Origin of the sequence: Streptomyces sp. NPDC086835 (assembly GCF_044745705.1) — a bacterium.
Lineage (GTDB): Bacteria > Actinomycetota > Actinomycetes > Streptomycetales > Streptomycetaceae > Streptomyces.
Genome location: NZ_JBIVAU010000010.1, coordinates 271,441 through 284,339, shown reverse-complemented (window position 1 = coordinate 284,339; position 12,899 = coordinate 271,441). Strand labels below are relative to the sequence as shown.

General features: G+C 70.1%; 14 protein-coding genes and 1 tRNA gene. 8 read left to right on the top strand and 7 right to left on the bottom strand.

All coding sequences use genetic code 11. The features are described from left to right. Positions 1 to 114: 114 nt before the first annotated feature. The 3 genes from ACIPJI_RS29225 to ACIPJI_RS29215 are packed head-to-tail and all read right to left on the bottom strand — an operon-like array spanning position 115 to position 2,614. Complete coding sequence (locus tag ACIPJI_RS29225; protein WP_356623417.1) at positions 115 to 774, bottom strand: TrmH family RNA methyltransferase; 660 nt, start codon at positions 772 to 774, stop codon at positions 115 to 117. Next, positions 771 to 1,949: an HTTM domain-containing protein gene (locus ACIPJI_RS29220; RefSeq protein ID WP_402249763.1), complete on the bottom strand. Its 1,179-nt coding sequence runs from the start codon at positions 1,947 to 1,949 to the stop codon at positions 771 to 773. The genes ACIPJI_RS29225 and ACIPJI_RS29220 overlap by 4 nt, the downstream gene beginning before the upstream one ends. Beyond that, positions 1,946 to 2,614 (bottom strand): DUF5819 family protein, encoded by a 669-nt coding sequence (locus ACIPJI_RS29215; RefSeq protein WP_373465310.1) that lies wholly within the window; start codon positions 2,612 to 2,614, stop codon positions 1,946 to 1,948. The genes ACIPJI_RS29220 and ACIPJI_RS29215 overlap by 4 nt, the downstream gene beginning before the upstream one ends. Positions 2,615 to 3,004: 390 nt before the next feature. On the opposite strand from ACIPJI_RS29215, the gene paaA reads away from it, so the two are divergent. From paaA to ACIPJI_RS29185, 6 genes are all read left to right on the top strand, one after another. Next, positions 3,005 to 3,973, top strand: a complete 969-nt coding sequence (paaA, locus tag ACIPJI_RS29210; RefSeq protein WP_307707404.1) for a 1,2-phenylacetyl-CoA epoxidase subunit PaaA — start codon at positions 3,005 to 3,007, stop codon at positions 3,971 to 3,973. Next, entirely contained in the window at positions 3,970 to 4,260 is a 291-nt protein-coding gene (gene paaB, locus ACIPJI_RS29205) for a 1,2-phenylacetyl-CoA epoxidase subunit PaaB (protein ID WP_159689704.1), read from the top strand. The genes paaA and paaB overlap by 4 nt, the downstream gene beginning before the upstream one ends. A gap of 32 nt (positions 4,261 to 4,292) precedes the next feature. Next, complete coding sequence (gene paaC, locus ACIPJI_RS29200; RefSeq protein WP_402249823.1) at positions 4,293 to 5,033, top strand: 1,2-phenylacetyl-CoA epoxidase subunit PaaC; 741 nt, start codon at positions 4,293 to 4,295, stop codon at positions 5,031 to 5,033. Further along, a complete protein-coding gene (gene paaD / locus ACIPJI_RS29195; protein ID WP_402249760.1) occupies positions 5,027 to 5,545 on the top strand; it encodes a 1,2-phenylacetyl-CoA epoxidase subunit PaaD in 519 nt (172 codons plus the stop codon). The genes paaC and paaD overlap by 7 nt, the downstream gene beginning before the upstream one ends. Then, complete coding sequence (locus tag ACIPJI_RS29190; RefSeq protein WP_402249758.1) at positions 5,546 to 6,601, top strand: 2Fe-2S iron-sulfur cluster-binding protein; 1,056 nt, start codon at positions 5,546 to 5,548, stop codon at positions 6,599 to 6,601. A gap of 179 nt (positions 6,602 to 6,780) precedes the next feature. Continuing rightward, positions 6,781 to 7,923 carry an acyl-CoA dehydrogenase family protein gene (locus ACIPJI_RS29185; protein WP_356623424.1) on the top strand — a complete coding sequence of 381 codons (1,143 nt, stop codon included), beginning with the start codon at positions 6,781 to 6,783 and terminating at the stop codon, positions 7,921 to 7,923. A 44-nt stretch (positions 7,924 to 7,967) separates the two neighbouring features. Here ACIPJI_RS29185 and ACIPJI_RS29180 read toward each other — a convergent pair whose 3' ends face one another. From ACIPJI_RS29180 to ACIPJI_RS29165, 4 genes are all read right to left on the bottom strand, one after another. Then, entirely contained in the window at positions 7,968 to 8,312 is a 345-nt protein-coding gene (locus tag ACIPJI_RS29180; RefSeq protein ID WP_307707400.1) for a rhodanese-like domain-containing protein, read from the bottom strand. Positions 8,313 to 8,418: 106 nt separating this feature from the next. Next, on the bottom strand, positions 8,419 to 9,276 hold the full coding sequence (locus ACIPJI_RS29175; protein WP_402249756.1) for a hypothetical protein: 858 nt from the start codon (positions 9,274 to 9,276) through the stop codon (positions 8,419 to 8,421). A gap of 33 nt (positions 9,277 to 9,309) precedes the next feature. Then, positions 9,310 to 10,812 (bottom strand): DUF2252 domain-containing protein, encoded by a 1,503-nt coding sequence (locus tag ACIPJI_RS29170; protein WP_402249755.1) that lies wholly within the window; start codon positions 10,810 to 10,812, stop codon positions 9,310 to 9,312. A 288-nt stretch (positions 10,813 to 11,100) separates the two neighbouring features. Beyond that, positions 11,101 to 11,184, bottom strand: a tRNA-Leu gene (locus ACIPJI_RS29165). 337 nt (positions 11,185 to 11,521) lie between these two features. Here ACIPJI_RS29165 and ACIPJI_RS29160 point away from each other — a divergent pair. Continuing rightward, positions 11,522 to 12,358 (top strand): FhaA domain-containing protein, encoded by an 837-nt coding sequence (locus tag ACIPJI_RS29160; RefSeq protein ID WP_402249753.1) that lies wholly within the window; start codon positions 11,522 to 11,524, stop codon positions 12,356 to 12,358. A gap of 10 nt (positions 12,359 to 12,368) precedes the next feature. Beyond that, positions 12,369 to 12,881, top strand: a complete 513-nt coding sequence (locus tag ACIPJI_RS29155; RefSeq protein WP_005314841.1) for an FHA domain-containing protein — start codon at positions 12,369 to 12,371, stop codon at positions 12,879 to 12,881. The last annotated feature ends 18 nt before the right edge of the window (positions 12,882 to 12,899 follow it).

The window sequence follows — 12,899 nt, the reverse complement described above, 5'->3', positions numbered from 1 at the left end:
CCTGCACCCCGCAGTCCCTCAGGGGCGGGCCGTACTGCGCCGCCGAGGCCCCGGCGGACGGGAAGGTCGCCCTCCCCAGGGCTGTCTCTCCTGGATTCTCAGGGGGAGCCCCGGTCATTCCTGCGGAGCCGGCACATCGGCGTACCGCTGCACCCAGGCATGCATCGCGATGGCCGCCGCCGCACCCGCGTTGATGGACCGCGTCGAACCGAACTGCGCGATCGAGCAGACCATGGACGCGTGCTTGCGGGCCTCCTCCGTGAGCCCCGGGCCCTCCTGGCCGAAGAGAAGCACGCACCGGCGCGGCAGCTCCGTCCTCTCGATGGGCACGGCTCCAGGCAGATTGTCGATCCCGATGATCGGCAGGTCCTCGGCGGCCGCCCACTCGGTCAGCGAGGCGGTGTCCGGATGGTGCCGCACATGCTGGTACCGGTCGGTGACCATCGCGCCGCGCCTGTTCCAGCGCCGACGTCCGACGATGTGGATCTCCTTGGCCAGGAACGCGTTGGCGGTGCGCACCACCGAGCCGATGTTGAAGTCGTGGCCCCAGTTCTCCACGGCCACATGGAACCCGTGCCTGCGGGTGTCCAGGTCGGCGACGATCGCCTCGCGGGTCCAGTAGCGGTACCGGTCCACGACGTTGCGGCGGTCACCCGCGGCCAGCAGCTCGGGGTCGTAGCGCTCGCCCTGCGGCCAGGGCAGCGGATGGGGGCCGACGCCGACCTCGGGGGCGTAGCCCTCGTCGTACTGCAGCGGTTCTTCGGTGGTGCTCACCCGACGAGCGTACGGGGCTGTTCCTCGCTCCTGCGCCGGAGCTGGGACGGAATGGCGCTGCCGGCCAGCAGCCGGTCCCTTCTGCGCACCACCAGGGCGCCCAGTCCGACGAGGAAGCCGGTCGGCAGGAACACGGCGTCCGCCGCGATCATCGCCAGCGAGAAGAACGGCAGCCCCAGCAGTACGGCGATGCCGGCGTGCTCGAGCATCATGATCACCAACAGCACGTTCTTGACGCGCCGGTTGAACAGGGTGAAGGGGAAGGCCACCTGCACGATGACCGTGCCGTAGGTGAGCAGCATGACCACCACCCCGCCGGAGGCGAGGAGCCCGGAGAGCGCCGGCCACGGAGCGAAGTAGTCAAGGTTGAGCGGGTAGTACAGGGCGGTGCCGTCCTGCCAGCGTGAGCCCTGGATCTTGTACCAGCCGGCGGTCGCGTAGATCACGCAGACCTCGGCCATGATCACGGCGAGGGCGGCGTTGTGGACGAGGTTCGCCAGGACGTCCAGCAAGGTGCGGGGTTCGCTGTCGGGCGCGTAGCGGTTCACGGCCCACCACAGGCCCTGTGCCGTCCACACGCCCCAGAGCAGGACCGTGATCCATTCGTCCCCACCGGCTCTGCCCACGAGCGTGCCCACGAAAAGGAGGGCGCCGAGCACGGACCACAGCACAGGACCCGTCCGGTCCCTCGCGGAAGGGAGTGCCGCCCGCCGCGCGTCCAGGGACCAGACCTGCGCGCAGCGTGTCATCACCAGGTAGACGGCCATGAGGTGGACGACGTTGTCGCCGCCGTCGCCCACGAAGATCGACCGGTTCTGCAGGGACAGCACACCGATCATGAACAGCACGGACACGGTGCGTGTGCGCCAGCCGACCACCATCAGCAGGCTGGACAGCACTCCGACGCCGTAGACGAATTCGAACCACAAGGTGCTGTCGGACCACAGGAGCGCGCTGAACGCGTTGTTGTCCGCGATCAGCTCCTTGCCCATTTCCCAGCTCCACGGACCGTCGGGTCCATAGAGCTCGTGCCGGTTGGGGAACTCGGACAGCAGGAACAGCAGCCAGGTCGCACCGAACCCGATCCGGACGACGGCGCTCTGATACGGGCCGAGGGCCGTGGCGGTGACGCGCTGGACGGCACGGGCGAGCTTGCGCTCCTGGGCCGGCTTCACCGCGCCGCCTCCGTCCGGCCGGTGGCGCGGTCCTTGCTGTCGACGCCCCCGGGCAGATCCGCCGCGGTGACCGTCCACCACGGGAGCTCTCGGTGGACGGGCCGGGTGTCGATCTTCTCGTCGCTCCACCGAGGGGCCTCGATCGATCTCGTCGAGGCGCGGAGCTGGATGCGCTCGACGGGACCGCCGAGGTCGTGCCGCTCGAGACGCAGCATGACGATGCGGCGGATGTAGCTCTCCGAGAGCCGGCCGCGCAGGCCGTTGGGACTGTCACCGGTGTCGTGGGAGCCCACGTAGAAGTCCCAGGCCCGGCGGAGCTGGTTCTGGTGGAGGTGGCTGGGAAGAGGGTTGCCGCGGATCTCCGCCCCGTCCTCCGCTGACAGGTCGATCCAGTCGCTGGTACGGCGGCTCCCGTCGCCGGCCGTGTACTGGGCGCGCACCTGAACGGCGATGTTCTGCTGGAGCGGGTTGGGGGCGAAGAGTTTCCAGTTCTGCTCGAACTCGGGATAGACCCAGTCGTCCACCACCTCGCCGTGCTGCTTCGTCACGGTGTTGGACGGGGCAACGTGGAGGAAGACCATCGCCAGGTGGGTGCATGCGACCGCCGCGATCAGCGCGAGCGAGACCGCTGCCGCCACCTGGTACGGGAGGGAAAGACCGGCCATTCCTCCGCCGGAGGCAGCCGGCTCGGAGGGAGCCGGGACGGCGCCGGAGGAGTCGGCAGGGCCGTGCGGACCGGGAGGTTCCACGGGGCCTGCGGGAGCGGGAACACGCCCGTGGCCTGCGGCGATGTCAGGAGGATGCTGGAGCCGGGATATCGGCCAGCTCTCGCGGGGGCCGTCCGGACGGCCGCCTTCCGGCTGCCGGTCGGGGGGAAGCGGAAGCGGTCCGGCGCCCGGAAATCCGGCGCCCTTGCCTTCCTCGTCCTCGTAGGAGTCCATCCCCGCCCCGATCCCCGTCGGTCACCTCGGTTATCCACAGGGTTGACACCCTACGGGCCGCCGACCGACCATTGAAGCCGATGAACCGAACGATCGGTCGGTAGGGGAGTCCGGATGACGGCAGTGACAGCGGATGCGTACGAGGCGGCGTTCGACGCTGCCGTGGCCGCCGACGAGCGGATCGAGCCTCGTGACTGGATGCCGGAGGCGTACCGCGCGACGCTGGTCCGCCAGATGGCTCAGCACGCGCACTCGGAAATCATCGGCATGCAGCCCGAGGCGAACTGGATCACGCGTGCGCCGTCGCTGCGCCGCAAGGCGATCCTGATGGCCAAGGTTCAGGACGAGGCCGGCCACGGCCTCTATCTGTACAGCGCCGCCGAGACGCTGGGCACCAGCCGCGACGAGCTGCTCGACAAGCTCCACACCGGCCGTCAGAAGTACTCCTCGATCTTCAACTACCCGACGCTGACCTGGGCCGACGTCGGCGCGATCGGGTGGCTCGTGGACGGGGCGGCGATCACCAACCAGGTGCCGCTCTGCCGCTGCTCCTACGGGCCCTACGCCCGTGCCATGGTGCGGATCTGCAAGGAGGAGTCGTTCCACCAGCGTCAGGGTTACGAGCTGCTGCTCACCCTGTCCCGCGGGACGCCCGAGCAGCACGCGATGGCGCAGGACGCGGTGGACCGCTGGTGGTGGCCGTCCCTGATGATGTTCGGCCCGCCGGACGACGCCTCGGCACACTCGGCACAGTCGATGGCCTGGAAGATCAAGCGGCACTCGAACGACGAACTGCGCCAGCGCTTCGTGGACATCTGCGTCCCCCAGGCCGAGTCACTGGGTCTCACCCTGCCCGACCCGGATCTGCGGTGGAACGAGGAGCGCGGACACCACGACTTCGGCGCCATCGACTGGGCGGAGTTCCAGGCCGTCCTCAAGGGCAACGGCCCCTGCAACGAACAGCGGATCAACCAGCGCCGGCGCGCTCACGAAGAGGGAGCCTGGGTCAGGGACGCCGCCGCCGCTTACGCGGAGAAGCACCAGGCAGCACAGCACACCGAGTCCGTGGAGGCGACGGCATGAGCAGCTCGACCGAATGGCCGCTGTGGGAGGTCTTCGTGCGCTCGCGCCGCGGACTGTCCCACACCCACGCAGGAAGCCTGCACGCGCCCGACGCGGAAATGGCCCTGCGCAACGCCCGTGATCTCTACACCCGGCGAAGCGAGGGCGTCTCGATCTGGGTGGTGCCCTCCACCTCGATCACCGCCTCCTCACCGGACGAGAAGGACCCCTTCTTCGAACCGTCCGCCGACAAGCCCTACCGGCACCCCACCTTCTACGAGATCCCGGAAGGGGTGAAGCACCTGTGAGCGCGACTCCCACGGCGAAGCCCGTCCCGGCGGTGACCTCGGGCGCGGAGCCCACCACCTCAGGGGTGCCCGCCGCCGCGGCGCTGGCGCTCGGCGACGACGCCCTGGTGCTCTCCCACCGGCTGGGGGAGTGGGCCGGACACGCACCGGTCCTCGAGGAGGAGGTCGCCCTCGCCAACATCGCCCTCGACCTGTTGGGGCAGGCGCGCGTGCTGCTCTCCTTCGTGGGCGACGAGGACGAGCTGGCGTTCCTGCGCGAGGAGCGCTCCTTCCGCAATCTCCAGCTGGTCGAGCAGCCGAACGGCGACTTCGCGCACACCATCGCCCGCCAGTTCTACTTCTCCGTCCACCAGCACCTGCTCTACGAGCAGCTGGCGGCCACCGACGGCCCGTTCGCCGGGCTCGCCGCCAAGGCGGTCAAGGAGGTCGCCTACCACCAGGACCACGCCGAGCAGTGGGTCGCGCGGCTCGGCGACGGTACGGCTGAGAGCCATGAGCGGATGCAGCGCGCCTGCGATGCGCTCTGGCGGTTCACGGGCGAGATGTTCGAGCCGGTGGAAGGCCTCGAGGTGGATCTCATGGCCCTCGAAGCGCGCTGGCTCGAGCGCGTCACTGCCGTTCTCGAGCGCGCCACGCTCACCGTTCCCTCCGGAGCTCGCACGGGCGCCTGGTCGGCCGGAGCAGGGCGCCAGGGCCTCCACACCGAGTCGTTCGGGCGGATGCTCGCCGAGATGCAGCACCTGCATCGCAGCCACCCGGGGGCGTCATGGTGACGGGAACAGCCGGGAAGACCGGCGTCGACACGGCGCTGGAGGCGGAGCTGCGCAGGCTGGCGGGTTCGGTCCCCGACCCGGAACTGCCGGTACTCACCCTCGAGGAGCTCGGTGTCGTCCGCGGTGTGCGCCTGCTCGGCCCCACCAGTGTCGAGGTCGATCTGACACCGACGTACACGGGGTGTCCGGCCATCGAGGCGATGACGTCGGACATAGAGCAGGTTCTCCGCGAGCACGGCATGGTGGAGGTCTCGGTCGTCAAGGTCCTCTCCCCGGCCTGGTCGACCGACGACATCAGCGCCGAAGGCCGCCGGAAGCTCGATGAGTTCGGCATAGCGCCGCCCCGTCCCCACGCGGCGGACGGACCCGTGCCGCTCACGCTCTCGGTGCGCTGCCCGCACTGCGGCTCCACCGACACGGAACTGCTGAGCAGGTTCTCCTCCACGGCCTGCAAGGCCCTGCGCAGGTGCGTCACCTGTCGCGAACCTTTCGACCACTTCAAGGAGTTGTAGATGTTCCATCCGCTCCGGGTCGGCGCGGTCGAACGGCTCACGGACGACTCGGTGGCTGTCACCTTCGACGTGGCGCCCGAACTGCGCGAGACCTTCCGGCACACCCCCGGCCAGCACATCGCGCTGCGCCGGCTCGTGGACGGTGCGGAGATCCGCCGCACGTACTCGATCTGTTCCCCGGCCGCTCCGGCCGGCGGTGCCCCCGTGCTCCGTGTCGGGATCCGGCTGGTCGACGGCGGCGAGTTCTCGACGTATGCCCTCAAGGAACTGTCCGTCGGTGACGTCGTCGACGTCATGCCGCCGGCAGGCCGGTTCCTGTTCCCGCCCCGGCCGGGCCACTTCGCGGCCGTGGTGGGCGGCAGCGGCATCACTCCGGTGCTGTCGATGGCCGCCACACTGCTGGCGACGGAGCCCGAGGCCCGCTTCTGCCTCATCCGCAGCGACCGCACCGCGGCGTCCACGATGTTCCTCGAAGAGGTGGCGGACCTGAAAGACCGCTTCCCGGACCGCTTCCAACTGGTCACCGTGCTCTCCCGCGAGGAGCAGCAGGCGGGTCTGCCGTCGGGCAGGCTCGACCAGCAGCGGCTGACCGGTCTCCTCCCCGCGCTGCTTCCGGTCGCGGAGGTGGACGGGTGGTTCCTCTGCGGACCCTTCGGACTGGTCACCGCCGCTGAACGTGCGCTGCGCGGGCTCGGAGTGGACCGCAGCCGTATCCATCAGGAGATCTTCCACGTCGACGACGGCTCCGCGCCGACTCGCGCCGCGATGGCCGCGCCTGCCCACGCCTCCCTCACCGCGACGCTCGACGGCCGGTCGGGGAGCTGGCCGGTACAGGAAGGGGAGTCCCTCCTGGAGACGGTGCTCCGCAGCAGGGCGGACGCCCCGTACGCCTGCAAGGGAGGCGTGTGCGGTACCTGCCGGGCGTTCCTGGTGTCGGGCGAGGTCCGTATGGACCGCAACTTCGCGCTGGAGCCGGAGGAGACAGAAGCGGGCTATGTCCTGGCCTGCCAGTCCCATCCCGCCACGGCGAAGGTGGAGTTGGACTTCGACCGCTGACGAGCCCGTACAGCTGACACCGGGGGCGAACAGCCGACACAGCGGAAGGACGTGCCCCCGGCCGGCCCGGGAGACCATCGACAGGGTCCTCCCGGGCTCCGCGCCCATTCCCTTCCTGCCCGGCCTGACCTATCTTGACGATCCGTCAGATACCGGCGGGTCGTTGGAAGGAGCGGGCAGTGGACTTCACCTTCACCGAGGAACATCTGGCAGCCGCGGAGGCGGCGAAGGCCGTGTTCTCGGCAGTGGCGCCCGACGCGGTACCGAGCCCCGCGATGACCGCCGGTGCGGTCGCCGAGGACTTCGACCGTGGGCTGTGGGCCCGGCTTGCCGATTCCGGCCTGCTGGGGCTGATGCTGTCGCCGGAGCACGACGGCGCCGGTCTCGACCCCATCGCGCTGTGCCTGGTGCTGCGCGAGTCCGCCAAGGTACTGGCACGCGTGCCGCTGCTGGAGACGAGCGCCGTCGCCATGGCCGTGGAGCGCTACGGCGGTGCCGAGCTCCGCGAAGAGGTCCTCCCCCGCGTCGGGAGCGGCGGCCTCGTGCTCACGGCCGGAGCCAGCGGCCGCACAGGCCACGATGCCGCCGAGCTCGCCGTCACCGCACACCGGGAGGCCGGGTCGACGGGCGGCTGGATCCTCGACGGGGCGCAGACCGCGGTGCCCTGGGCACAGTGCGCGGATCTTGTCGCCGTCCCCGCCCACACGAGCGGCGGCAGGACGGTCCTCGCCCTGGTCCCCCGGATCCACGACGGCCTCACCCTGGCCGAGCAGATCTCCACCAACGGCGAACGCCTGGCGGAGGTCCGCCTCGACGGTGTGCGGATCGACGACGACCGTCTGATCGACGACGAGCAGGCCTGGGAGTTTCTTCGCGGCCTTCTCGCCACGGGCACCTGCGCCCTGGCGCTCGGCCTCGGGGAGCAGGTGCTGGCCATGACCGGCGAATACACCGGCAGGCGTGAGCAGTTCGGCTTCCCGGTGGCCACTTTCCAGGCCGTGGCCGTGCAGGCAGCCGACCGGTACATCGACCTGCGCGCCATGGAGGCCACCCTCTGGCAGGCCGCCTGGCGGATCGGCACCGGCTCCGGCGGAGCGCTGCCGCCCGCGGGCGACATCGCGGTGGCCAAGATCTGGGCGTCGGAAGGGGTGAGGCGCGTGGTGCAGACCGCTCAGCATCTGCACGGCGGGTTCGGCGCCGACGTCGACTGTCCGCTCCACCGCTATCACGCCTGGGCGAAGCAGCTCGAGCTCTCACTCGGTCCCGCCGCCGCCCACGAGGAGGCTCTGGGCGACCTTCTCGCCGCCCATCCGCTCGACTAGACACCCGGCGGCGAACGACCACGTGTCCGCCCGGCCGCGGGCGGTCAGAGCACGAAGGCGGGGCTGCCGTCCTCGGTGACCATGGGGCGTCCCGCCCCGTCCCAGGCGAGCATGCCCCCGTCGACGTTCACCGCGTCGAGGCCCTGCTGCACCAGATACTGCGTGACCTGCGCGGAGCGACCGCCGACCCGGCACATCACAAAGGCGCGCCGCCCGTCGGCCAGCGCCTCCGTCACCTGCCCGAACCGGGCCACGAAGTCGCTCATCGGCACGTGCAGCGCGCCTTCGACATGCCCGGCAGCCCACTCGTCGGCCTCCCGGACGTCCAGCACCAAGGCGTCGTCCGGTACCGCCGCGGCTTCCACGGAGGGCAACGGGGCGAAGTTCATGGGTGATGCCTTCTCTCTTACGTGTGGGGGCTCTCTTACGTGTGGGGCCCGCCCCCGTCCGCAGCTGTCCGGTGCGGGATCCCGACTGCCGAGGGCTCCGGAAAACCTACTGCACGAGCGCGGCCAGCTCGGCCTCACGCTCGGCCACCTGCGCCAGCAACTGCTCGGCGATCTCCTCCAGCAACCGGTCCGGATCGTCGGGCGCCATCCGCAGCATCGCGCCGATCGCGCTCTCCTCCAGCTCCCGGGCGACCACGGTCAGCAGTTCCTTGCGCTGCGCCAGCCACTCGAGCCGGGCATAGAGCTCCTCGCGCTCACTGGGCCGCGGGGCGGCCGGCGCGGGCCCTGCGGCCCATTCCTCCGCCAGCTCCCTCAGCTTCGCCGCGTCACCAAGACCGTAGGCGGCGTTCACGCGCGTGATGAACTCGTCGCGCCGCGCCCGCTCCGTCTCGTCCTGCGCCAGGTCCGGGTGCGCCTTGCGGGCCAGCTCACGGTAGAGCTTGCGTGCCTCTTCGCTCGGCCGGACCCGCTTCGGCGCCTGCACGGGCTGATCGGTGAGCATCGCCGCGGCCTCGGGGGAGAGGCCCTCGGAGTCCATCCAGTCGTGGAACAGCTCGTCGACGCCGGGCATCGGAAGCACCAGGGCCCGTGCCTCCTGTGCCTTCCGTAGATCCTCCGGATCACCGCTGCGCGCCGCCCGGGCTTCCGCGATCTGCGCGTCGAGCTCGTCCAGCCGCGCGTACATCGGTCCGAGCTTCTGATGGTGCAGCCGGGAGAAGTTCTCCACTTCCACCCGGAACGTCTCCACCGCGATCTCGAACTCGATCAGCGCGTGCTCTGCCGCCCCCACTGCCTTCGCCAGCCGCGCCTCGGGCCGGTCCTGCTCTGCAGTCTGTGCGACATGCTGCACAGACTGGTCGTCGTCCTTGTGGGTCGTCGGTCCCCCGGCGGCATCCTGAGTCACCGCTCCAGCCTACGGGCGTGGCCGCCCCCGTTGTCACACACCCAGCTCAGCGGCTGTCCGACCACTCTTGATGGCGGTCAGCAGGTCCGCGTGGTCCGCTTCCGTACGGTCCGCGTACGTCACCGCGAACCCGGCGACCGCCTCGTCGAGCTCCTCGTTCTTGCCGCAGTACCCGGCGAGCAGCCGGGGATCCGCGCTGTGGGCGTGCGCACGGGCGAGCAGCGCCCCCGTCATCCGGCCGTAGTCGTCGAGCTGATCGGGGGTGAGAGCCGCGGGGTCGACACTGCCCTTGCGGTTCCTGAACTGCCGCACCTGGAAGGGGCGCCCCTCCACCGTCGTCCAGCCCAGCAGGCTGTCGCTGACCACCTGCATCCGCTTCTGCCCCTGCACCACCCGGCGCCCCTCATGCTCCGGGTCCGGCGCCGGGAAGCCGACGGACGACAGGTGAGGCAGGAGGGCCGAGGCACGGGCCTCCTTCACCTGCAGCACCAGCGGATCGCCGCGGTGATCGAGGAGGAGCACCACATAGGAGCGCGTCCCCACGCTTCCGGTCCCCACCACGCGGAAGGCCACGTCGTGTATCGCGTAGCGGGCGAGCAGTGGACGACGGTCCTCCGCGACGGTGGTCAGATACTCCCCGAGCGAGGCCGCGACCGCTGCCGCTTCCTCGTCCGACACGCGGCGCAGGACCGGCGGAGCGTCCACGAATCGACGCCCACCGGCATCGTCGCCCTCCCCTATGACCTCGGTCGACCTGGCCGCGAAGCGAGCACTCGTGTTGTTGCGGGCCTTTGCCGCTACCCGCTCCAGCGTGCCCAGGAGATCCCGCGCGTCCGTGTGCGAGACGAGTTCCTCGTCGGCGATGGCGTTCCACGCGTCCAGGGCCGGCAGCTTGGCCAGCAGTCGCATGGTTCGGCGATAGGCGCCCACGGCGTCGAAGGCCGCCGCGCGGCAGGAGTCCTCGCTGCCGCCCGCCACCCGGCCGGCCAGCACCAGGGACACCGCGAGCCGCTTGAGGTCCCACTCCCACGGGCCGACGACGGTCTCGTCGAAGTCGTTGAGGTCCATCACGAGCCGGCCGCGGGCGTCTCCGTAGAGACCGAAGTTCGCGGCGTGCGCGTCACCACAGAGCTGTGCACCGATGCCGGTGACGGGCGTGCCCACCAGATCGTGAGCCATGAGACCGGCCGCGCCCCGCAGGAACGCGAACGGGGAGGCCGCCATTCGCCCCACGCGTATCGGAGTGAGCTCCGGCACACGTCCGCGGCTCGACTCCTCCACCGCCTGCACGGCGTCGGGGCGCCCGGCCGGGGGCTCGAGCTGGTCGTGCGAAGACCGTGACACCTTCTTACGCAGCGCCTTGCCGGCGTCCTTCGGAGATGTCACGCCACCCGACGCCTTACGGGGCGCGAAGCCGGGCACCACAGGGATACGCGCACGCGGCGCCCCGCCAAAACCGCCGGAGGCTGCACCGCCTTGGCTCTCCCCGCCGGACTCCGTCCGCTGCTCCGACACCGTCGCCATGGTTTCGCTCATGCCCGCGGCCTCCCCCGGCGACGTGCGCCATCAACATCAAGTGCCCTGACGGTACCGCCGTGTCCGACGGCCGTCTGCCCCTGTGGAAAACCGGGTACGAGCCGAGCGGTCAGGGCGGAACCGATCCGGATCGGTTGCCGGCCGGCGGGCGTTCCACGTGAAACGTCAGCGGTGGGCCCGGCGTACCGGCGTACGTGCCGAGGCAGGAGGTGCCGAGGCAGGAGGTGCCGAGGCATGAGAAAAGGGCCCCCACCAGGACTTTCGTCCGGTGGAGACCCTTCTCCGCTGTGCGCGAGGGGGGAGTTGAACCCCCACGCCCTTTCGGGCACTGGAACCTGAATCCAGCGCGTCTGCCTATTCCGCCACCCGCGCATTGGGTGTTGTCCTCGAGTGCCTCACCTGTTCGGTGCGACCCCCTGGCGACATGCAGAAGATTAGCACGCTGCACAGGGTGGATTCACATCCGTTTGTTTGGGTGGCCCGGCGAACGAACAGGGAACGAAGCGAGCAGTCGGGGGAACGAACGGCGGCGCCCCCCACTCCTCCTGTATGCACCCCGGGTGCGGGACACTGTCAGGAGGCCGCCTCTACGATCCGTGTGAGAGGTGACACTCATCGACGGGGCAGACAAGGGGAACCAGCCGATTTCCCGACGCGTGGATACGATCAGTGAGCAGTACCAGGACGACAGCAGCGGAGGAGGTGCCCCATGGGAGTCCTGAAGCGTTTCGAGCAGCGTCTCGAAGGTCTGGTCAACGGCACCTTCGCCAAGGTGTTCAAGTCCGAGGTCCAGCCTGTCGAGATCGCGGGCGCCCTCCAGCGGGAGTGCGACAACAACGCGACGATCTGGAACCGCGAGCGGACCGTCGTCCCCAACGATTTCATCGTCGAGCTCAGCGCGCCCGACTTCGAGCGCCTGAGCCCGTACTCGGGCCAGCTCGGCGACGAGCTCTCCGGCCTGGTCCGTGACTACGCCAAGCAGCAGCGCTACACCTTCATGGGCCCGATCAAGGTCCACCTGGAGAAGGCGGACGACCTCGACACGGGTCTGTACCGGGTACGCAGCCGCACTCTGGCGTCGAGTACGTCACAGGCCCCCGGCGGAGGTCCCCAGGCAGTGGCCGGCCCCGGCGGCGGCTACGGTTACCCACCGGCCGGTGTTCCTCCGATGCCGGCCGCACCACCTCCCGGCATGGCAGCGGGTCCGCGTCCCGGCCCCGCTGCGGGCCAGCGCGCAGCCGGCCCGGGCGCCATGCCGAACACACAAGTACGACGCTGGATCGAGATCAATGGCACACGCCATCAGATCTCCCGCCCGACGCTGGTGCTGGGTCGCAGCACCGACGCCGATGTGCGGATCGACGACCCCGGCGTATCGCGCCGGCACTGTGAGATCCGGACCGGAACGCCCTCGACGATCCAGGATCTCGGGTCCACCAACGGCATCGTGGTGGACGGGCAGCACACCACCCGCGCTACGCTCCGCGACGGCTCGCGGATCGTCGTGGGCAGCACCACCATCGTTTACCGGCAAGCCGAAGGGTGAAGCGGGGGCAATGTCAGAGCTGACCCTGACGGTCATGCGGCTAGGTTTCCTGGCCGTTCTGTGGCTGTTCGTCATCGTGGCCGTCCAGGTCATTCGCAGCGATCTGTTCGGTACGCGGGTGACGCAGCGCGGTTCGCGCCGCGGCGCCGACGCGCGTCCGCAGCAGCCGCGCCAGAACGCCGCGCCGCCGCAGCAGCGCCAACAGGCCGGCGGCCGCCAGCGGCGAGGGGCGCCGACGAAGCTGGTCGTGTCCGAAGGCACACTCACAGGCACCACCGTCGCCCTCCAGGGCCAGACCATCACCCTGGGCCGGGCGCACGACTCCACGATCGTGCTGGACGACGACTACGCGTCCAGCAGGCATGCCAGGATCTACCCGGACCGTGACGGCCAGTGGATCGTCGAGGATCTCGGGTCCACCAACGGCACATATCTCGACCGGACCCGACTCACCACCCCGACACCGATTCCGCTGGGCGCGCCGATCCGCATCGGCAAGACCGTCATCGAGCTGCGGAAGTAGTACGACAATGAGCGAGCG